This is a genomic window from Vogesella alkaliphila (genome assembly GCF_014652475.1).
Taxonomy (GTDB): domain Bacteria; phylum Pseudomonadota; class Gammaproteobacteria; order Burkholderiales; family Chromobacteriaceae; genus Vogesella; species Vogesella alkaliphila.
This window is the reverse complement of record NZ_BMYW01000003.1, coordinates 61,068-81,218: the sequence shown is the minus strand read 5'-3', so window position 1 is coordinate 81,218 and position 20,151 is coordinate 61,068. Positions and strand designations below refer to the sequence as shown.

The window sequence follows — 20,151 nt, the reverse complement described above, 5'->3', positions numbered from 1 at the left end:
TAAATTTGACAGCATCGCTGATGGGTTGGTGATGGAATGATAAAAACTTCTAGACACGCAAAAATGTGGATTTCTATATGAGAATATCACTGTTAGATCTCAAAAATTTATTTGATACCCATTTCGAAACAGGAATTAATCAGGAAGAGGAGCTACTCACGCTACTGACGTCTACCATAGCACAACTAAATGCTATGGAGATTGAAACTTTCCGGTCCGCCCACGCGCAGCTATCACAAATATTGCATGAGCAGGGCACTCGATGTCTACCTTTTCTCATTTCCATTTTTGAAGAGAATTTCAAGCTTGTTCACAGATTAATATTGGACACACCTGCTACAGAACAAGATTCAACGCTTGGCCAAGACGACTTTCTTAACCTGTACAAGCATTGCTTAGCGCTTCAACCCAAGCATGAAATGCGCATTCTCTCATTTCAATTACCCGACATAAAGCCTTGGTCCGCTAAAGATGTTCGCCCTTGGATTAAAGAATTCTTGAATGACGCTGCCCTTGTCCCATTGGACGAGAAAAATTTGCGAGGTGATATTTCGGCCATAGCTGCTGCCTTAGGCATCTCTCGCTCTTTAAATCGAGAGACAATATTTATTTACGAAACTTACTGTCAGTTTGGAGCCTTCTTAGAACGGTTATCTCTTGACGGATATCATCAACTCGCGCGGGATAATGCAGAAGAAGCTATGGTATGTGCACATACCGATGGTTGTCAGGAGTATGGCCATTATTGCCGCTTCTCTCTAGCGACTATGCAGAAAAACCCCATTGATGCAGCACTTCATGCTTGCCTTTTGGTATCAAGCCTAAAGGCAAAGACTTCCATTCCTACATATTTCTACTACAGACTGCTGTCCGCTGCATTCTCTTTTTATCGAGACTTCGGTTTTATCGATTTGGCAGTGCACATTTATGACAAAATCAATTCTCTTGAAGATTTGAATGACTATGATCGACAAAAGACGGCCATGGCTTATTTTAATCTACTATTAATCAGCAATCCTCTCAATGCACTAAAAGCAGCAAATGTGTACGCCACAGAACATTTAGAGAAGATTAAGGCATACAGAGAAGCTTCGGCAGTACCTTGGCTAGCGCTCATTTGCAACCTAAAAGCATTTTTCCCTGATCGGTTTTCAAACCAGACTACCTTGGTAGAACTGGAGAAGCATATTGACAATATCCTGCCTATTGAACAAGCAGAATCCCTTAGGGATAGAATTTTGCCAATGCGCCCTAATGCTAAGAAATATGTCATCGACTTGCTAGATAAGCTTCACCAAACCCGTAATAAAGCCGACCATATCTTTGAAGTCAACTTGCTTCAGGCTACAGCATCTCGACTATTGGAAACCTCATTAAACAATGGTGATATCGAAGGGATACTTTTAAGCCACCAAGTAAAATCGGACGGTGGTTTAGCATTTGAGCTGAGCGAAAAGCTTCCTCGCCATACCCTACTTCGACACGATGATACAAGCCTTAGTCTCGCAAAGGGCAAGAGCTCGCAATACATAGGAAAGGTAGAACAGCTGCTTGCCCAGCATCCAACCATCCGCTACCTCTGGTTGGGTTTCGAAGGAGATCGTGTCTATTACCTGCTTTACGATAACGGTCACTTCATCTCCAACGGCTATATTCCAGGTTGCAGCAAAACACAAATCAATGCATGGCTGAAGAACGACCTACCCAACCTCGCTTTCAACGATAGCCCACCCAATCAAGGGCCTTTTATGACACGGGAAGACATCTGGCGAGATGAAAGCGAAAAAATACGAAAACAACTTCCCAAGTTAAGCCTGCCAAATAGCGATAAGAAAACTCTTGTTCTTTGCGATATCGACATGGCTTGTTTTCCACATAATTTGTTAGTCGAACTCACAGATGACAGCCCTTCCCAAGCCCTATGCAACCCACTATCCCTTGATCACTTACTGAACTGCACCCCATCTAAGATTGATGCTTCAAAAATTTCTGTCTGGGCCCCTCTTACGGAGAATGACAACGCCATCCATTTAGCCCATAGCCGACTGATGGATCATTTGGACGATTGTGATGTCACGTACGCAGATGGTTTACTCCCAACGTTCGAACACCAGACAGACATCAAGGTGTTTATTTGTCATGGAGGAAGAGCAGAAAGCGGAGGATTTACAGGTTTGTATCCCAGCAACAATAAAAAATATACCTCAACAGATATACTTGGCAGTGGAAAAGTTGCCATCCTTTTTGTTTGCCACGGTGGCCATGTAAATACTGACCTCTATGCGAGGAGTTTTCAAACTCTGGCCAAGACCCTGTTGATGTCTGGTTATGAAGCGGTGATTGCACCGGCTTGGAGCCTCAACGTTGTAATTCCTGGACCTTGGATCGAAGTATTTCTGGAAAAAATTAGATCTGGCGAGAATATTGTCGATGCGACCCTTCACGCCAACCACCGAATCAAAGACCTATTCCCATTAGAAAGTGCTTGGGCAGCTCTGCATTTGTTCGGCAACCCCCACCTCAGCGGACATGAGGTCTGATTCTAAACACAAGGGCTGCCCATTAAAACTGGTCGGCCCTCTTTTGCATATCGTGGTATTGCAATACCCAGCATTTATAATGGCATGTTTAGGCGCTGGGTTATCTCATTAATACCATCTTCGAGGTGTTCATGTTCAATGATACTGATACGGTGTGCTTGTGCTTTCGCGACAAAGCCCAAATCTAGTTCTTCGGTCTTTGAGAGGATGGTGATATGAGCTTTATCTACCCTTTGTGTAAGATATTTCTTACAGAGGATCGCTAGGGCGCAGGAGTCTGGACTGATGTCCTCGTGTACAAGAAGTAAGTCAACATCATTGCTTACGGCTTTGTTTAAAAAGAACGAACCAAAACCGTAGACAACGACGTGTGCCATTATATCCATCCCCTCATTCCGAACTGCTCTCGCTCGCCCTCATTTAAATAGTTCCAAAAATCATTTCGATTGAGTGCAGCCATAAAATCACGAATAAAAAACAGACCAACTCTTTTGTCACGGCAATAACGCTTTGTCTCGGGCCCATATCCACACCAGGCCGAATTTATAATAACTGCGTCTAAAGCACCAAAATTTTCAACAGCTTCCAAATATTCCGCGACGCCAAAGGCGTAACACTCACAGATGAATATCCTGAGCGTCTCCCCGTTTTGTCTTTGGAGGGCATATAGGCCATTGCCCATTCTTTCCAAAGATTTCACGTCGTCATGTGACATCATACGGTCTTCAAAAAAATTAAAGTGTCCGTAATAACTCGGCCAAGGAAATAACTCACTGTGCGCCGGCATCTGCAGCCCCTTTTATCATTGCTTCAAACTCTGTTGGAAATCTTACTACTGCACTATATGAAATATCATCCTGCACCCAGCGCTCATAGCTACGTGTATGAATGAGGAAAGACGAGATTGCCTCCTGTTCTACCGGACTAAAGATTAGTCTATTTATTTTTAGAATATCGGAAATCTTACGGTTATTCGGAACTATGACCGACAACCGCTCCGAAATCCACACTGCATGAACTTCTTCATTGTGCGGCTCCCGTCGCGCAATCGCAGAACCTGGGCCGTATTGAACCCACGACTCCCGGTTCTCCATCAACAGGACAAGCACCTGGCGCGCAATATTAACCTTGCTAGGATTAGCATCAATATCTAATCTCTCCAAAACCTTTGCTTCATGAGCGGCTTTCATTGCATGAAGCATCTCGACGGTATAAGCCGACTCATTCTCCCGACGGTCAATAAGGCGGTGATGTGTCGGGCAAAGGAGAATCAAGTTTAAGTAATCATCGCGGGCTAAATCTGATTGAGATGGATCATGACGGTTTGAGCCCGGACGGTCGCCACAAATATGCGCCATTTCGCCAATAGTATAGGGAGCTGCTCCCCCCGTATCATGAGTGCAAAGCCTTTCCCAACATTCTGGAAACGAACATCTCCCGGCCGCAGCGGCCCAAAGTAGCTTTGTTGATTTTGAAGTTATAGACATTTGTTATTGTCTGTCGCTCTCTCTAGAGTTGGTCATTCATAGCACTGGTAAAGATGCTAACACCATGTGATCCAAATTTCACACATTGTGGCTTGGCTTCCAAACATAGATTCCTCAAGACTGTTATCTGCCAAATGTAATCACCCAACGGAAAAATGGACTACCAGTGGCCTAGTAGTCCATTTTTAAGAAATTTGATGGACTGCCATCAGTTTTCGGACTCATTGATTTTATTGACTTTTCCCCTGTCCATTTCTTTGGAACTTGCATGTCAAATGGCGCACCTGAAGGAAAAGAACCACGACAAGGCGTTCTACCAGCTGTGCTGCCACATGCTGCCGGACTACCACCAGCTGGAGTTCGACACCCGGCTGTGGCTGACCGCGCGCGAGCTGGAACGCTGAGGCGCAGGGTTGGCCGCAACGCCTTGCGGCCAACCCTGGTCCTGCTGACATCGCCCATCCGCTCGCCTACAATACGCACCCTGTTGATTTGACAACGATTTGCGGCACTACCCGCCGCCCACGAAAGCCCGATTATGTTGCGACTCGCCGAAATCAAGCTGCCGCTTGACCACCATGACTCCGCGCTGCGCGAGGCCGTCTGTGCCCGCCTGGCCGTGCCCGACAGCGCCATCCGCGCGCTCACCGTTTTCAAGCGCAGCTACGACGCGCGCCGCTCCTCGCAGCAGCTGATCTACATCGTCGACCTCGACATCGCCGGCGAGGACGCGCTGCTGAAGAAGTTCAAGGGCGACCCGCACGTCGGCGCCACGCCGGACATGAACTACTACCACGTCGGCCAGGCACCGGCGACGCTGCCGTGCCGGCCGCTGGTGGTCGGCTTCGGCCCCTGCGGCATCTTCGCCGCGCTGATCCTGGCGCAGATGGGCTTCAAGCCCATCGTGCTGGAACGCGGCAAGGAAGTGCGCCAGCGCACCAAGGACACCTGGGGCCTGTGGCGCAAGAACGTGCTGAACCCGGAATCCAACGTGCAGTACGGCGAAGGCGGCGCCGGCACCTTCTCCGACGGCAAGCTGTACAGCCAGATCAAGGACCCGCGCTACCTCGGCCGCAAGGTGATCGACGAGTTCGTCAAGGCCGGCGCGCCGGAGGAGATCGTCTACGTCGCCAAGCCGCACATCGGCACCTTCAAGCTGGTGACCATGGTGGAGAAGATGCGCGCCACCATCATCGAGCTGGGTGGCGAGATCCGCTTCGAGCACAAGGTCACCGACCTGCTGCTGGAGGGTGACGGCGATACGCGCCAGCTGTGCGGCGTGGTGCTGGAAAACGGCGAACAGCTGCTGTCCGACCACGTGGTGCTGGCACTGGGTCACAGCGCGCGCGACACCTTCGAGATGCTGCACGCGCGCGGCGTGTACATGGAGGCCAAGCCGTTCTCCATCGGCTGCCGCATCGAGCACCCGCAGTCGCTGATCGACAAGGCGCGCCACGGCAAGCACGCCGGCCACCCTATCCTCGGCGCCGCCGACTACAAGCTGGTGCACCACGCCAAGAACGGCCGCGCGGTGTACAGCTTCTGCATGTGCCCGGGCGGCACCGTGGTCGCCGCCGCCTCCGAGCCGGGGCGGCTGGTCACCAACGGCATGAGCCAGTACTCGCGCAACGAGCGCAACGCCAACTCGGCGCTGGTGGTCAGCATCACGCCGGAAGACTACCCGGGCGACGGCCCGCTGGCCGGCATCGCGCTGCAGCGGCAGCTGGAAGAGCTGGCGTTCAAGCTCGGCGGCGAGAACTACGAGGCGCCGGCGCAGCTGGTCGGCGACTTCCTCGCCGGCAAGCCGTCCACGCAGCTGGGTGAGGTCGAGCCGTCGTACAAGCCGGGCGTGAAGATGAGCGATCTCGCCAGCATCCTGCCGCCGTACGCGGTGGAGGCGATGCGCGAGGCGCTGCCGGCCTTCGACCGCCAGATCCGCGGCTACGCGATGCACGACGCGGTACTGACCGGCCTGGAGACGCGCACCAGCTCGCCGCTGCGCATCACCCGCGGCGACGACCTGCAGAGCCTGAACGTGCGCGGCCTGTATCCGGCCGGCGAAGGCGCCGGCTACGCCGGCGGCATCCTATCGGCCGGCGTCGACGGCATCAAGATTGCCGAGGCGGTGGCGAAAAGCATGCTCGGCCTGCACTGAAATCCTGCCCGCCATGACGGTCGAAATGCGGCGCGCCACTCCGGCGCGCCGCATTTTTTGCTGCGACCGCCCGGCGAGCGTGGTAAAACGCCCGTATGCACACGAGTCACGTCACGGCAATTGTCAGCCCGACGTGCTAAAACCAAGGTTGGCCGCAGGGCCACATGCCGGCCCTCCCGCCAACCCGGATCATAAACAGCGCCCGGCACGCATCGGGCGCCTACCTGTTGAAACCCTTGCTTGCAAAGGAACTACCGTGAAGCTTTCCATCAAATCGCTGGCCATCGCCAGCCTCGCCGTCGCCGTCACCGGTTGTGCCGTCAATCCGCAGACCGGCCAGAGTGAAATGAGCAAGACCGCCACCTACGGCCTCGGCGCCGCCGCGGCCTGCGGCATCGTCGGCGCGCTGACCCACGGCGGCAAAGGCGCGCGCAACTCGGCGCTGGCCTGCGGCGCACTGGGTGCCGGCGTCGGCGCCTACATGGACTACCAGGAAAAACTGCTGCGCGAAAAACTGGCCAACAGCCAGGTGCAGGTGCAGCGCGTCGGCGACCAGATCAAGCTGGTGATGCCGGAGAACATCACCTTCGCCACCGGCAGCGCCACGCTGGGCAGCGGCGCGGTGAAGACGCTGGGTGACGTGGCCGGCGTGCTGGCACAGTACTCCGACACCACCATGGTGGTGGCCGGCCACACCGACAGCACCGGCAGCCAGGCGCTGAACCAGAGCCTGTCCGAGCGCCGTGCCGCCGCGGTGGCTTCCGTGCTGCAGCAGCGTGGCGTCGCTAGCGCGCGCATCCGCAGCGTCGGTTACGCCGCCAGCCAGCCGGTGGCCGACAACGGCACCGCCGAAGGCCGCGCCAAGAACCGTCGCGTCGAGATCGCCATCGACCCGGTCAAGCAGTAAGCCCTCAGCGCTGCCGCCACCGCCCCTGCGCCAGGGGCGGTTTTTTTGCGCTCAGCGCGGCGGAATGGAGTAGGTGCCGCTGACGTGGGCCACCGGCTCGGCGACGCCGTCGGAGTACAGCAGCACCTCGCCCACCGCCAGCCGCTGCCCCAGCTTGAGGATGCGGCCTTCGGCGATGATGTCCGCCGCCGGCGGCTTGCGCAGGAAATTGATGTTGAGGCTGGTGGTCACCGCCAGCTCCACCGGGCCGATCATGCCCAGCACCACCGCGTACAGCGTGGCGTCGGCAATCGCCATCTGCGCCGGGCCGGCGACGGTCCCGCCGGGGCGGGTCTGCGCCGGGTCGAACCGCATGCGCAGCCTAGCCCGGCCGTAGCCGATGTGCTCGCAGCGGATGCCGAACAGCGCGCACAGCGGCAGCGCCTCGTCGATCAGCGCCTGGAAGGCCTGCGGGGTCATGCGTGCAGCCGTATCGCCATGCATCATCCGTCATCCCTGTCTACAGTGAAGCAAGCAGCTTAACAGCCGGCCACGTTGGCCGCAGGCTTTGCGGTATCATCGCCGTCCCTTTCCCTTTATCCAGCGAGCCGAACATGAGCGAGACCACGCCCGTCACCCCCAAGCCCTGCCACAAGTGCGGCGCCCCCGCCGAGGTGGTCAAAGCCGGCTCGCGCCGTTTCTGGGTGCAGTGCTCGCGCTACGCCGGCCAGGGCACCTGCTCGGCGATCGGCTCGCAGGCCGACAACCGCAAGGAAGCGATCGCCAACTGGAACAAGATCCGCTGAATGCGGCCGCCAGCGGACGCGGCCATCGTGCCGGCCATGGTCTAGCATGAGATGAGGATACGGTCGGAGATGCCTGGGCGCTTGTTGCTGTTCTGCCTGCTGCTGGGTACGGCCCTGCCGGCGCTGGCCGACGGCTGGCGTGTGGTCGGCGACGAGCAGTTCGCGCCGTACAGCTTCCAGTACGGCGAAGACCGGCAGCCGCGCGGGCTGGACGTGGAAGTGGTGCAGGCGGTGCTGCGCGAGGCCGGCATCGAGTACCAGCTACGGCTGTATCCGTGGGCGCGGGTGAAGCAGATGCTGGCGCTGGGCGACGCCGAGATGGCGTTCCAGTTCGCCGGCACCCCGGAGCGCAAGGCGCAGTACGAGCTGGTCGGCCCGCTGCGCAGCGGCGCCACCGTGTTCATGACCACGCGCAAGATCCCGCTGGCCGACTGGCACCGGCTGGAAGACCTGCGGCCCTATGTCGTCGGCCAGGTCAACGGCTACGCCTACGAGGGCGCCTTCGACCGCTTCGAGCTGGTGCGCGACAGCAGCGCGCAGAACCCGCGCCAGCTGGTCGCCATGCTGCTGGCCGGCCGCATCGACATCATCGTCGGCGACCGCCTGCAGCTGATGCACTTCGTGCGCGAACAGCGGGCCGAGCAGCAGGTACGCATCCTGCCGCGCCCGCTGGTGGAAATGCCGCGCTACGTCGCCTTCGCCAAGGGCGACAGCGCGCGGGCCCAACGCTTCGCCAGCGCGCTGCAGCGCCTGCAGCGTGCCGGCAAGCTGGACGCCATTTACCGGCGCTGGGGCTTGTAAGCGCACCCGCTCCGGACAGGAAGGGGAACGCCATGCGACATCTGTCTTTGATGCTGTGCCTGATACTGGGCGCGACGCCCGCGTTGGCCGCCGAGCCGCCGCCGGTGCCCGGCTGGCAGGACTACCGCGACGGCAAGCTGGCCAGCGCGCGCCAGCACTTCGAGGAAGCGGCCGGCGCCGGCGACCGGGTCGCCGCCTTCAACCTGGCGATGCTGTACTGGCGTGGCGAGGCCGTGCCCACCAGCAAGCCCAAGGCGCTGTACTGGCTGCGCCGCGCCGCGGAGAAAGAGCTGCCGCAGGCCGAGCACGCGCTGGGCATCCTGTACGAGAACGGCGACGCGGTGCCCAAGTCGCTGACGCGCGCCACCTACTGGTTCGACCGTGCGGCCAACCACGGCCTGATCGTGGCGCAGATCGACCTGGGCACCCAGTTCTTCCTCGGCCGCGGCGCGCCGCAGGACTACGCCCGCGCCGCCTACTGGTATGAAAAGGCCGCGGAGCAGGGCGACGCCGGCGCGCAATACCTGATCGCCAGCATGTACGAGTTCGGCCACGGCGTGCGCCGCGACCTGGAAAGCGCGATCCGCTGGTACGCCAAGGCCGGGGTGCAGGGCGATGTCGCCGCCACGCTGAAGGCGATCGAGCTGGCAAGACAGATCAGCGGCCAGGCGCTGTAGGCCGCGGCATGCAAAACGGCGGGGAAACCCCGCCGTTGCCGTCTGTGCCGCGCTCAACCCAGGCTCAGCGCCGTCTCGTCGTCCTCCGCCTCCTCGCCGAGGAAGCCGCCGCTCTGGTGTGCCCACAGCCGCGCGTACAGGCCGCCGCGCGCCAGCAGGCTGGCGTGGTCGCCTTCCTCCACGATGCGGCCCTTGTCCAGCACGATCAGGCGGTCCATCGCCGCGATGGTGGACAGCCGGTGCGCGATCGCCACTACGGTCTTGCCCTCCATCAGCCGGTACAGGCTGCGCTGGATCGCCGCCTCCACCTCCGAATCCAGCGCGCTGGTAGCCTCGTCCAGCAGCAGGATGGGCGCGTCCTTCAGCATCACGCGGGCGATGGCGATGCGCTGGCGCTGGCCGCCGGACAGCTTCACGCCGCGCTCGCCGACGTGGGCGTCGTAGCCGCTGCGGCCTTTCGGGTCGGTCAGCGTCTGGATGAACTCGTGCGCCTCGGCGCGCTCGGCGGCGGCGATCATCTGCGCGTCGCTGGCGTCGCTACGGCCGTACAGCAGGTTGTCGCGCACCGAGCGGTGCAGCAGCGAGGTGTCCTGCGTCACCATGCCCACCTGCGCGCGCAGGCTGTCCTGCGTCACCTGACTGACGTCCTGGCCGTCGATCAGGATGCAGCCGCTTTCCACGTCGTAGAAGCGCAGCAGCAGGTTGACGATGGTGGACTTGCCGGCGCCGCTGCGGCCGACGAGGCCGATCTTCTCGCCGGGGCGGATGGTCAGCGACAGCTCGTCGATCACCGTGCGCGTGCCGCCGTAGCTGAAGCTGACCTGCTCGAAGCGCACCTCGCCGCGGCCAACCTTGAGCGGCTGCGCCTGCGGCGCGTCCTTGATCGCCACCGCGCGCGACAGGGTGTTGATGCCGTCCTGCACCGTGCCGATGTGCTCGAACAGGCTGGACATCTCCCACATGATCCAGTGCGAGATGCCGTTCAGGCGCAGCGCCATCGCGGTGGCCGCCGCCACCGCACCGACGCCGACCGCGCCGCGCGTCCACAGCCACAGCGTGGCGCCGGCGGTGCTGGCGATCAGCAGCATGCTCAGCAGGTGGTTGACGATCTCGAAGCCGCTGACCAGCCGCATCTGGCGGTAGGCGGTGGCCAGGAATTCCTGCATCGCACCGCGGGCGAAGCCGGCCTCGCGCTGGCCGTGCGAGAACAGCTTCACGGTGGCGATATTGGTGTAGGCGTCGGTGATGCGCCCGGTCATCAGGCTGCGCGCGTCGGCCTGCGCGCTGGCGGCACGGCCCAGCCGCGGCACGAAGTAGGCCAGCGTCGCCACGTACAGCGCCAGCCAGCCGATGAACGGCCACAGCAGCACGGTATCGAAGCTGCCGACCACCGCGATCATGGTGACGAAGTAGATCACCACGAACACCAGGATGTCGGTGACGATCATCACCGTGTCGCGCACCGCCAGCGCGGTCTGCATCACCTTGGCCGACACGCGGCCGGCGAACTCGTCCTGGTAGAAGCTCATGCTCTGGCCGAGCAGGTGGCGGTGGTAGATCCAGCGCAGGCGCATCGGGAAGTTGCCGGCCAGGCCCTGGTACTTGCACATCGCCTGCAAGGCGATCAGCAGCGGGCTGGCCAGCAGGATGCCGGCCAGGAGCAGCAGGTTGTGCTTCTGCTCCTGCCACAGCAGCGCCGGCGGCACCTTGCCCAGCCAGTCCACCACCGAGCCGAGCATGGAGAACAGCAGCGCCTCGAAGGCGCCGATGCAGGCGGTGAGCGTGGTCATCGCCAGGATCAGCGGCCGCGTGCCGGCGGTGGCCGCCCAGATGAAGGGGAAGAAGCCTTGCGGCGGTTGCGCGGGCGGGGTATCCGGGTAGGGATTCACCCGGCTTTCGAACCATGACAGCATAAAGAACACTCCTTTTCCCGACATAACAGCAAGGTTATGCCAGTACAGGTTATAAAATCGGACAATGACAATAGCGTTAAGCGTAGCAATGCGCAACGTCTTTATCGCACTGTAGCGCAGCCGGCCAGGGTTGGCCGCAAACAAAAACGGCTGCCCGCGGGCAGCCGTTTTGTGCAGCAAAAAACGCTGGTCAGGCGGTCAGCGCCGCGCTGAGGCGGGTACGCTGCGCCGCCAGGGCCGGCGGCAGGCGGTCGGCCAGCTTGGCGAACCACTCGTCGTGCGCCGCCAGCTCGTGCTGCCAGGTGGCGTGGTCCAGCGCCATCAGCGCGGCAAAGCGCTCGGCGGTGACCTCGTCCAGCCCGTCCCAGTTCAGGTGGCCGTGTTCCGGCACCCAGCCCAGCGGGCCGGACACTGCCTCGGCGCGGCCCTGCACGCGGCCGACGATCCACTCCAGCACGCGCATGTTGTCGCCGAAGCCCGGCCACAGGAAGTTGCCGTCCTTGTCGGTGCGGAACCAGTTGACGCAGAAGATGCCCGGCGCCTGGCTGACGCGCTGCCCGATGTCCAGCCAGTGCTGGAAGTAGTCGCCCATGTGGTAGCCGCAGAACGGCAGCATCGCGAACGGGTCGCGGCGGGTGACGCCCTGCGCGCCGAAGGCGGCGGCGGTGGTTTCCGAGCCCATGGTCGCCGCCATGTACACGCCCTCGGCCCAGCCGGCGGCCTGGAACACCAGCGGCACGGTGGAGGAGCGGCGGCCGCCGAAGATGAAGGCCGAGATCGGCACGCCGGCCGGGTCGTTCCACGCTTCGTCCAGCGACGGGCACTGCTGGGCCGACACGGTGAAGCGCGCGTTCGGGTGCGCCGCCTTGCGGCCGGTCGCTTTCGCGATCTCCGGCGTCCAGTCCTGGCCCTGCCAGTCGGTGAGGTGCGCCGGCGCCTCCTTGCTCATGCCTTCCCACCACACGTCGCCGTCGTCGGTCAGCGCCACGTTGGTGAAGATCACGTTCTCGTGCAGCATCGCCATCGCGTTGGGGTTGGACTTCACCGAAGTGCCCGGCGCCACGCCGAAGTAGCCGTTTTCCGGGTTGATCGCGTACAGCCTGCCGTCGGCCCCCGGCTTGATCCAGGCGATGTCGTCGCCGACGGTGCTGACCTTCCAGCCGTGGTAGCTCTTGGGCGGGATCAGCATCGCGAAGTTGGTCTTGCCGCAGGCGCTGGGGAAGGCCGCCGCGACGTAGGACTTCTCGCCCTGCGGGCTTTCCACGCCCAGGATCAGCATGTGCTCGGCCAGCCAGCCCTGCTCGCGGCCCATGGTGGAGGCGATGCGCAGCGCGAAGCACTTCTTGCCCAACAGCGCGTTGCCGCCGTAGCCGGAGCCGTAGGACCAGATCTCGCGCGTTTCCGGGAAATGCACGATGTACTTGGTGTCCGGGTTGCACGGCCACGGCTTGTCGGCCGCTCCGGCGGCCAGCGGCGCGCCCACCGAGTGCACGCAGGGCACGAAGTCGCCATCCTTGCCCAGCACCTCGTACACCGCGCGGCCCATGCGCGTCATGATGCGCATCGACGCCACCACGTAGGGCGAATCGGTGATCTCGATGCCGATGTGGGCGATCGGGCTGCCCAGCGGGCCCATGCTGAACGGGATCACGTACATGGTGCGGCCGGCCATGCAGCCGTCGAACAGGCCGTTCAGCGTGCCGCGCATCTCGTCCGGCGCCATCCAGTTGTTGTTGGGGCCGGCGTCGGCCTTGTGCGCGCTGCAGACATAGGTGCGGTCTTCCACCCGCGCCACGTCGGACGGGTCGGAGAAGGCGGCGTAGGAATTGGCGCGCTTGGCCGGGTTGAGGCGGGTCAGGGTCCCGGCCTTGACCATTTGCGCCAGCAACTGCTCGTTTTCTTCGGCCGAACCGTCCACCCAGTGTATGGCGGCCGGTTTGGTCAGGGCGGCCACGCGGGCAACCCAGGCGATGAGTTCGGAATGCTGAATATAGGACGGTGCTTGCAGCGACATGACAAACCTCGACAACAGGGATGGACAGAGGGGGACAACCGAGTCCGCCATTGTCGCCGATTTGTAGTCGGCGAGGTTCGCCGCCGCCTGTCACAACGCAAACAACACCAAGTTTTTGCGCCGGAAACAGGGATTTGTTGCACGAAAAACAAAAAAACAGGGAAAACACGGTGACGCAAGCCCCGGCTTACGTAAGCGTAAAACTACATCCACCAGCGCCGCACAAGGTTGGCCGCAAGCGTGCGACGACGACAACACTTGCCGGCGGCGGCCATCGCGTGTTCAATGCGATGACAATGACAAGCCAAACAAGGAGCAGACATGGCCTTTGACGAAGCAGTACACCCGGATCACTTCAGCACCCTGCGCCGCACCCCGTTTCCGCACGTGCTGATCGAACAGCAGCTGATGCAGATGGGCGGCGGCGGCGTCGCCGGCAGCAGCTTCCGCAAGCAGGTGCTGCTGGCCGCCGGCTGGCCGCACGACGGCCTGGTGCCGTTCGCCAAGCACCCGCAGCTGGCCAGCACCACCTTCAACCGCATCCGCCTGCTGCTGGACGGCCACAGCCAGCCGGACGCGCTGCTGGCGGCCCTGGCCGGCTAGGCCACCGCCCGGCCATAAAAAAACCGCCTGCGCATCAGGCGGTTTTTTCATTTCCGGCCGCACTCAGCCGGCGCTGACCGAGGCCTCCTTCAGGATCACGTACAGCTCGTCCTTCAGCTGCAGCTTTTCCTTTTTCAGGGTCTCGATCTCCAGCGGCGTGGCAGGGACGATGTGCGCCTCCATGTTCTTGATCTGCTGGTCGAGCTCGTTGTGCTTGTCGAACAGGCGGCTGAAGCGGCTGTCTTCGGTTTTCAGCTGGGAAATCAGGTCGCGGAATTCGGGAAACATGGGCAGGCTCCTTGTGGCTGGTTTATCGCCTGAAACAGGCTGTCGACTTCATGCTACGCCGGCCGGCACGCCCCGACTTGATCCAGCGCAAGCAAGGGCAATGCCGGATGCATGGTGGCGCCGGCAGGCCGACGCCACCGCGCTCAGACGCCCTTGAGCAACGCCAGCAGCGCCTCCGAATCCAGCCGCGCGCTGACGTCGCCGCCCTCCAGCAGGCTGTCGGCCAGGTCGCGCTTGGCCGCGTGCAGCGCCACGATCTGCTCCTCGATGGTGTGCTCCGCCACCAGCCGGTAGATGGTCACCGGCCGCTGCTGGCCCATGCGGTAGGCGCGGTCGGAGGCCTGGTCTTCCACCGCCGGGTTCCACCACGGGTCGAGGTGGATCACGTAGTCGGCCGCGGTCAGGTTCAAGCCGGTGCCGCCGGCCTTCAGGCTGATCAGGAAGATGTCGCCCTCGCCGCGCTGGAAGGCGTCGACGCGCTCCTTGCGCGCCTTGGCCGGGGTGGTGCCGTCCAGATACTGGTAGGCGACGCCGCGCGCGTCCAGATGCTGGCGCACCAGCGACAGGTGGTCGACGAACTGGCTGAACACCAGCGCCTTGTGGCCGTTTTCCAGCAGTTCGTCGGCGATGTCGGCAAACGCCGCCAGCTTGCTGCCGGCGATGGTGCTGTCCTTGAGCACCAGCTGCGGATGGCAGCAGAAACGGCGCAGCTTGGTGATCTCGGCCAGCACCTGCATCTGCTTGCCGTCGGCGCCCTGCAGCTCGTCCAGCTTGGCCACCGCCTGCTGCCGCATCGCCTCGTACAGGTGCAGCTCGTCGGCCGACAGCGGCACCTTGCGCGTGATCTCGGTGCGCGGCGGCAGCTCGTCCAGCACCTGGGTCTTGGTGCGGCGCAGGATGAAGGGCTGGATCAGCGCCTTGAGCGCCTTCTTCGCGCCCTTGTCGCCGCGCTCGATCGGGTTGCCGAAGCGCTGCGCGAAGCGTTCCTGGCTGCCGAGCAGGCCGGGGTTGAGGAAGCGGAACAGGCTCCACAGCTCGCCAAGGTGGTTTTCCACCGGCGTGCCGCTGGCGGCGAGGCGGAAGCCAGCCTGCAGGTCCATCACCGCCTGCGCGCGCTTGGTGCCGGCGTTCTTGATCGCCTGCGCCTCGTCCAGCACCACGCTTTGCCACTCGATGGCGGCAAAGGCGGCGGCGTCCTGCTGCAGCAGGCCGTAGCTGACCACCACCAGATCCAGCGGCCCCAGGTCGACCAGCGAGCGGAACTGGTGGTAGGGGCGCACCTTCAGCGTCGGCGCGAAGCGCGCCGCCTCCGACAGCCAGTTCAGCGCCACCGAGGTCGGTGCCACCACCAGCTGCGGCCCGCCCGGCGCGCGCGCCAGCAGCAGCGCCAGCGTCTGCACCGTCTTGCCCAGGCCCATGTCGTCGGCGAGACAGGCGCCGACGCCCCAGTGCGCCAGCCGCGCCATCCAGTCGTAGCCCTCGCGCTGGTAGTCGCGCAGCTCGGCCTGCAGCGTGGACGGCAGCTGCGGCTGGAACGCCTGCAGCGACTGCAGGCGCTCGGCCTGCGCCAGCCACGCGTCGTCGGCGTCGAAGTCGCCGACCTCGCCGGCCAGCTCGCCCAGCTGCGCGGCGGCCAGCGCCGACACGTGCAGGCCGTCGCGGCCAACGTGGTCGGCCAGCAGCGCCAGCTCTTCCAGCCGCTTCTTCATCGCCTCGGTCAGCGCCAGCCAGTCGTCGTCGCCGAGCTTGAGGAAGCGCCCCGGCGCCTCGCGCATCAGCTCCAGCAGCTCGCGCAGCTGCAGCACGCGGCCGTCGTCCAGCTTCAGCGCGCCGTTGAGCACGAACCAGTCGCCCTGCTGCCGGATGCCCAGGCTCAGCTGCGTCAGGCCGCGGCGCGACTTGATGCGCAGGCGCTCGCCCTCCGGCCACACGCACTCCAGCAGCGCGCTGTCCAGCGCCTGCAGCTCGGACAGCACTTCCAGCGCCGCCTGCGGCTCGGCCAGCAGCCACTCCTGGCCGTCATTGTCGCTGGCGGCCAGCAGCGGACAGGCGGCCAGCACGCTCTTGAGCGCCTTCTGTTCCTTCTTCAGGTTGCGGCGGGTCTGGATCGCCTTGCCGTCGATGTCGCCGACGATGTTCTCCAGCCCGGCGCCGGGCTTGCACCAGTTGCCGCCCGGCAGCGGCCGCACCAAGAGCTGCAGGCGCAGCCCCTCGCTCAGCGGCAGCAGGTGGGCGTAGATGCGGCCGTCGGCCGGCACGCTGTCGATGTGCGCCGCCAGCTCCGGCATGTCGGTGTGCACCGGCACCAGCGGTGCGATGTCGCGCACCGCCTCCAGCAGTTGCGCCTTGGCCGCGCGCGGCACGGTCAGCTCCTTGCCGAGGATGGTGGCGATCTGGCGCACCTCCTTGCTGATGCTGTACACCGCCAGCCGCGTCGGCGTCGCCTTGTCCCACACGATCTCGCTGTCCGGCGCGATCTTGCCCGGCACCAGCTTGATGCGGATCTGCTCGCCGCTCTCCTGCAGCTGCAGCGCCACGCTGCCGGCAACGATGTCGATGCCGACATCCGGCGCGTCGCTCCAGTACACCGCCGGATGGCCGATCAGCTGCGGCAGCGCCTTCTCGGCGTCGATCTCGTAGATGCTGCTGGCGTGGTAGTGGTGCTCGTGCTGCGCGCGCAGCACCTTGATGATCTGCTGGTCCTGCGGCAGCAGGTAGTCGAGGTCGTCGCCGCCGTCGAACAGGCGGCGCCACGACACGGTGCGGCCGCGGCTCCACTGGTTCTTGGCCGAGCGCTTCTGCTCGCGCGCTTCCAGCATCACGCCGTGGGCGCCGGCGCTGAGCAGCCACGCCAGCCGCGTCTGGCCCTGCGCCGCCGCGCTGCGGCTCTCGCTCTTGTTGGGGCCGAGCTGGCGCAGCGCGTGCAGCGCCTGCTGCCACGCCTCCTGGCGCTGGAACGCCTCCAGCAGCGGCTTCAGCCGGTACTGCTTGTGCCAGTCTGCTTGCTGCCGCGGCAGGCCGAACTGCGCCGCCAGCAGCGCGTCCAGCTCGGCGGCCACCCACAGGTAGCCCTCGTCCTGCATCTGCTCGCGGAAATTCTGCAGCGCCGCCTGCCACTGCGGCGTGCGCGCCTGCTTCACGTCCAGCCAGTACATCGCCAGCGCCAGCAGCAGGCCGTCGAGGCCGGCCAGCGTCGAGGCGTCCGGCAGGGTCAGGTTGTTGCTGATGGCGCCGCCCTCGTGCTGCAGCACCAGATGCTGCAGCACGTAGTAGCTGTGGCCGAAGTGCTGGCGGATGCCGCTGCTGATCGCCTGCTTCAGCGCGCTGCTGCGCTGCGGGCTGTCCGGGCTGCCCAGGAGCGCGATGCAGTGGAAGGCGTTGAGGTCGGCCGGCAGCTCGATCTTGCGCTTCTGCGTCTGCTCCTTCAGCTCATCCAGCCACTGCTGCAGCGTGGCCAGGGCCTCGCCGTAGCGGCCGGACACGGTGTGCAGGAAGAACAGGCTGCTGATGGCGAAGCCCTCGCCGGCGGCGGCCTCCTGCAGCAGGCGCTGGATGTCGCCGCGCCACAGGAACTGCAGCATCAACAGGCTGGTGAGCTGGTCCCAGTCGCGGTAGCCGTCGTCCAGCCGCGACAGCGCGTAGCGGTAGCCCTCGCGGAAGGTGTCGAAGCGGTAGTTGGCCTCCGGCAGGTAGTCCAGCAGCAGCAGCACCTGGATGTCGTCGACCAGCTGGTCGAACAGCTGGCGCCCGGCGGCGTTGGCGAACAGGCGCTTGAACGGCGCCTGCGGCAGGCTGCCGCTGTGCAGCGCCGCCGCCTGCTGGTAGCGCTGCAGCCAGTCCTGCGCCGCGCCGACCTGGCCGTGCAGGATCGCCAGCCACAGCCGCAGCTGGATCAGCGCGAGGTCCGGCTTGCCGCGCGCCGCCGGCGACATCGACAGGTGCTCGGTGAGCAGCTCGTCCCACGCGGTGCGCTCCTGGCGGTCGTGCAGCAGCTGCAGCAGCACGGTATTGCGCGCGCCCGCCGCGATGCGGTAGGGCAGGCCGGCGGTGCGCACGATCCAGCCCTGGTGCTCCAGATCGCCGAGGATCTCGCCGAGCTTGTCATTGTTCACCGCCTTGCCCTGCTCGTCGCGGATCAGGTTCAGCTGCAGCAGCGTCAGCAGGTTGGGCCTGGATTCGCCGGCCGGCAGCAAGGCCAGCGCCTGCAGCACGGCCAGATGCGCCGGTGCGAGTTGATCAATGGTGTGGGCGGCAAACAAATCGGTCATTGGCGGCGATCGGGAAATACAAAAACAAAAAAGCCGCACACCCGGTCAAGGGCATGCGGCCAACCTTGGGCAGGGCAAGATTATACGCGGCTCAGCGCACGGCGTGCGGCGGAGATGGTCTGCTCGACCAGCTCGTCGGTGTGGGCGATGGAGATGAAACCGGCCTCGTAGGCCGACGGCGCCAGGTACACACCCTCGTCCAGCATCGCGTGGAAGAAGGCCTTGAAGCGGGTGATGTCGCAGCGCGTCGCCTCGGCGTAGCTGGCCGGCACCGTGTCGCTGAAGTAGAAGCCGAACATGCCGCCGACGCTGTCGGTGGTCATGGCGATACCGGCGTCGCGCGCGGCGTCGGCGAGGCCGGCGGCCAGGCGCGCGCTGCGGCGGCCGAGGGTGTCGTGGAAGCCCGGCTGCTGGATCAGGCGCAGCGTCGCGAGGCCGGCGGCCACCGACAGCGGATTACCCGACAGCGTGCCGGCCTGGTACACGTTACCCAGCGGCGCGATCCTGCCCATGATGTCGGCGCGGCCGCCGAAGGCCGCCAGCGGCATGCCGCCACCGACCACCTTGCCCAGCGTGGTCAGGTCCGGCGTGATGCCGTGCAGGCCCTGCGCGCAACCCAGCGCCACGCGGAAGCCGGTCATCACCTCGTCGTAGATCAGCACCGCGCCGTACTGCTCGGTCAGCGCACGCAGCGCCTGCACGAACTCGGCCGACGGCTTGATCAGGTTCATGTTGCCGGCGATCGGCTCCAGGATCACGCCGGCGATCTGGTCGCCCAGCTCCTTGAAGGTGTCGGCCAGCTGCTGCACGTCGTTGTACTGCAGCACCAGCGTGTGCTTGGTGCAGTCGGCCGGCACGCCGCCGGAGGACGGGTTGCCGAAGGTCAACAGGCCGGAACCGGCCTTGACCAGCAGGCTGTCGGAGTGGCCGTGGTAGCAGCCCTCGAACTTCACGATCAGGTCGCGGCCGGTAAAGCCGCGCGCGAGGCGAATCGCCGTCATCGTCGCCTCGGTGCCGGAGGACACCAGCCGCACCTGCTCCACCGACGGCAACAGCTTGCAGATTTCCTCGGCGATCTCGACCTCGCCCTCGGTCGGTGCGCCGAAGGACAGGCCGCCGACGGCCGCGTCCTGCACCGCCTTCACCACCTCGGGGTGGGCGTGGCCGAGGATGGCCGGGCCCCAGCTGCCGACGTAGTCCAGGTACTGCTTGTCGTCGGCATCCCAGAAATACGCACCTTCGGCGCGCTTGACGAAGCGCGGCGTACCGCCGACCTGGCCAAAGGCACGCACCGGCGAATTGACGCCGCCGGGGATCACTTGCTTGCCACGTTCAAACAGTTCGAGATTGCGGGACATCGTTTTCCTTTCTGGCGGCGTCGCACGCCGCGCTGGCTAATGGGCAACGGGCCGCCCGTGGCAGCCCGGCAAAATCCTGTCGGTCACGATACGGCAGCGCGCGACTCGCGGCGTTGACCTGTATCCAGAAGCGTGCGCCCTGTGCAGGCGTCTGTTATCGACGCAGGATTGTCCGGCAAATCGCCGCGCAAGGCCACCACCGGGCAGAAACGCAGCGTTCGGCTGCGCGATGGCGGCTTGCGGCCAACCTTGTCGCGGCAAGCGGTTCCGGGGTTTTGCCACGGCAGCACACGGAAAGACACGGACAAGGGCAAAGGCTTCTTTGGCCGCGAAAGAACACGGAAATGAAAACGGA

Annotated in this window: 17 protein-coding genes; 8 read left to right on the top strand and 9 right to left on the bottom strand. The window is 63.2% G+C overall.

Going from position 1 to position 20,151, the window contains the following annotated elements; translation table 11 throughout:
* Positions 1-77: 77 nt before the first annotated feature.
* Positions 78-2,540, top strand: coding sequence for a hypothetical protein (locus tag IE100_RS05920; protein WP_189373189.1), 2,463 nt, complete (start codon positions 78-80; stop codon positions 2,538-2,540).
* A 74-nt stretch (positions 2,541-2,614) separates the two neighbouring features.
* On the opposite strand, the gene IE100_RS05915 is transcribed toward IE100_RS05920, so the two are convergent.
* The 3 genes from IE100_RS05915 to IE100_RS05905 are packed head-to-tail and all read right to left on the bottom strand — an operon-like array spanning position 2,615 to position 4,027.
* Positions 2,615-2,917: a hypothetical protein gene (locus IE100_RS05915; protein ID WP_080965580.1), complete on the bottom strand. Its 303-nt coding sequence runs from the start codon at positions 2,915-2,917 to the stop codon at positions 2,615-2,617.
* Positions 2,917-3,327, bottom strand: a complete 411-nt coding sequence (locus tag IE100_RS05910) for a hypothetical protein (protein ID WP_189373188.1) — start codon at positions 3,325-3,327, stop codon at positions 2,917-2,919. The genes IE100_RS05915 and IE100_RS05910 overlap by 1 nt, the downstream gene beginning before the upstream one ends.
* Complete coding sequence (locus tag IE100_RS05905) at positions 3,311-4,027, bottom strand: HNH endonuclease (RefSeq protein WP_076098194.1); 717 nt, start codon at positions 4,025-4,027, stop codon at positions 3,311-3,313. The genes IE100_RS05910 and IE100_RS05905 overlap by 17 nt, the downstream gene beginning before the upstream one ends.
* Positions 4,028-4,302: 275 nt before the next feature.
* Here IE100_RS05905 and IE100_RS05900 point away from each other — a divergent pair, with 275 nt between their 5' ends.
* From IE100_RS05900 to IE100_RS05890, 3 genes are all read left to right on the top strand, one after another.
* Positions 4,303-4,431 (top strand): YgjP-like metallopeptidase domain-containing protein, encoded by a 129-nt coding sequence (locus IE100_RS05900; protein WP_229800250.1) that lies wholly within the window; start codon positions 4,303-4,305, stop codon positions 4,429-4,431.
* 134 nt (positions 4,432-4,565) lie between these two features.
* Positions 4,566-6,182: an NAD(P)/FAD-dependent oxidoreductase gene (locus IE100_RS05895; protein ID WP_189373187.1), complete on the top strand. Its 1,617-nt coding sequence runs from the start codon at positions 4,566-4,568 to the stop codon at positions 6,180-6,182.
* A gap of 256 nt (positions 6,183-6,438) precedes the next feature.
* Positions 6,439-7,089, top strand: coding sequence for a YiaD family glycine zipper/OmpA-like lipoprotein (locus IE100_RS05890; RefSeq protein WP_229800249.1), 651 nt, complete (start codon positions 6,439-6,441; stop codon positions 7,087-7,089).
* Positions 7,090-7,140: 51 nt separating this feature from the next.
* Here IE100_RS05890 and IE100_RS05885 read toward each other — a convergent pair whose 3' ends face one another.
* Complete coding sequence (locus IE100_RS05885) at positions 7,141-7,548, bottom strand: PaaI family thioesterase (RefSeq protein ID WP_189373186.1); 408 nt, start codon at positions 7,546-7,548, stop codon at positions 7,141-7,143.
* Positions 7,549-7,682: 134 nt separating this feature from the next.
* Between IE100_RS05885 and IE100_RS05880 the strand changes: the two genes are divergently transcribed.
* From IE100_RS05880 to IE100_RS05870, 3 genes are all read left to right on the top strand, one after another.
* Positions 7,683-7,874, top strand: coding sequence for a Lar family restriction alleviation protein (locus IE100_RS05880; RefSeq protein WP_189373185.1), 192 nt, complete (start codon positions 7,683-7,685; stop codon positions 7,872-7,874).
* Positions 7,875-7,943: 69 nt separating this feature from the next.
* Complete coding sequence (locus IE100_RS05875; RefSeq protein ID WP_189373184.1) at positions 7,944-8,675, top strand: substrate-binding periplasmic protein; 732 nt, start codon at positions 7,944-7,946, stop codon at positions 8,673-8,675.
* Positions 8,676-8,707: 32 nt separating this feature from the next.
* Positions 8,708-9,352, top strand: a complete 645-nt coding sequence (locus IE100_RS05870) for a tetratricopeptide repeat protein (protein ID WP_189373183.1) — start codon at positions 8,708-8,710, stop codon at positions 9,350-9,352.
* Positions 9,353-9,405: 53 nt separating this feature from the next.
* Here IE100_RS05870 and IE100_RS05865 read toward each other — a convergent pair whose 3' ends face one another.
* Entirely contained in the window at positions 9,406-11,265 is a 1,860-nt protein-coding gene (locus IE100_RS05865; protein WP_189373182.1) for an ABC transporter ATP-binding protein, read from the bottom strand.
* A gap of 190 nt (positions 11,266-11,455) precedes the next feature.
* Entirely contained in the window at positions 11,456-13,279 is a 1,824-nt protein-coding gene (locus IE100_RS05860; RefSeq protein WP_189373181.1) for a phosphoenolpyruvate carboxykinase (GTP), read from the bottom strand.
* A 321-nt stretch (positions 13,280-13,600) separates the two neighbouring features.
* Between IE100_RS05860 and IE100_RS05855 the strand changes: the two genes are divergently transcribed.
* Positions 13,601-13,882 carry a hypothetical protein gene (locus tag IE100_RS05855; RefSeq protein ID WP_189373180.1) on the top strand — a complete coding sequence of 94 codons (282 nt, stop codon included), beginning with the start codon at positions 13,601-13,603 and terminating at the stop codon, positions 13,880-13,882.
* A gap of 63 nt (positions 13,883-13,945) precedes the next feature.
* Here the strand turns inward: IE100_RS05855 and IE100_RS05850 are convergent, their stop codons facing one another.
* From IE100_RS05850 to hemL, 3 genes are all read right to left on the bottom strand, one after another.
* On the bottom strand, positions 13,946-14,170 hold the full coding sequence (locus IE100_RS05850) for an HP1242/YdcH family protein (protein WP_189373179.1): 225 nt from the start codon (positions 14,168-14,170) through the stop codon (positions 13,946-13,948).
* Positions 14,171-14,313: 143 nt separating this feature from the next.
* Positions 14,314-18,438 carry a DEAD/DEAH box helicase gene (locus IE100_RS05845; RefSeq protein WP_189373178.1) on the bottom strand — a complete coding sequence of 1,375 codons (4,125 nt, stop codon included), beginning with the start codon at positions 18,436-18,438 and terminating at the stop codon, positions 14,314-14,316.
* Positions 18,439-18,518: 80 nt separating this feature from the next.
* On the bottom strand, positions 18,519-19,796 hold the full coding sequence (hemL, locus tag IE100_RS05840; protein ID WP_189373177.1) for a glutamate-1-semialdehyde 2,1-aminomutase: 1,278 nt from the start codon (positions 19,794-19,796) through the stop codon (positions 18,519-18,521).
* Positions 19,797-20,151 lie beyond the last annotated feature (355 nt).